We start from the raw sequence: 397 nt of genomic DNA, 5'->3' as shown, positions 1-397 counted from the left end.
GGCGGCGGCGCCGAGGGTCAGGCCGCCTACGAGTAGATCCACACCTGCACCGGCCGCCGCGCCGGCTGCGATACCGCCACCGACCCGCACGCCCAGTTGCTTGAGGGTCTCGGGGTTGAACAGGTCATCGCCCCAGCGCCCGTCCAGCAGCGGTAAATCGCTGGCGGCGGCGTCCTGCGGGCGGAAGCCGAACAGCTTGAGCAAGGCTTCCACGCAACGCTGTTCGCGCTGGCGCACGGCTTTGCGCAGTTCGCTGATGGCTTGCTGTTCTACCTCGGCTTCGCTGACCACGCTGCGGCGGCAGGCGGCGCAGTCGACCAGCAGTTCGGCGATCAGCCGCGCCGCACTTTGCTGGCGGGCCTGGCGCTGGGCTTCCTGATCAAGGATCAGCCGTTCC

1 protein-coding gene is annotated in these 397 nt (G+C 69.3%); it reads right to left on the bottom strand.

Translation table 11 applies throughout. The annotated features are described in order from the left end of the window. Positions 1 to 397: DUF3482 domain-containing protein (locus tag HX846_RS38115; protein WP_178967566.1), on the bottom strand; the 397-nt coding region annotated here is incomplete at both ends.

The sequence above is a fragment of the Pseudomonas sp. K5002 genome (assembly GCF_013386655.1).
In the GTDB taxonomy this organism is placed as follows: Bacteria; Pseudomonadota; Gammaproteobacteria; order Pseudomonadales; family Pseudomonadaceae; genus Aquipseudomonas.
The sequence above is the reverse complement of the archived record's forward strand: the minus strand, read 5'-3'. Positions and strand labels throughout refer to the sequence as shown.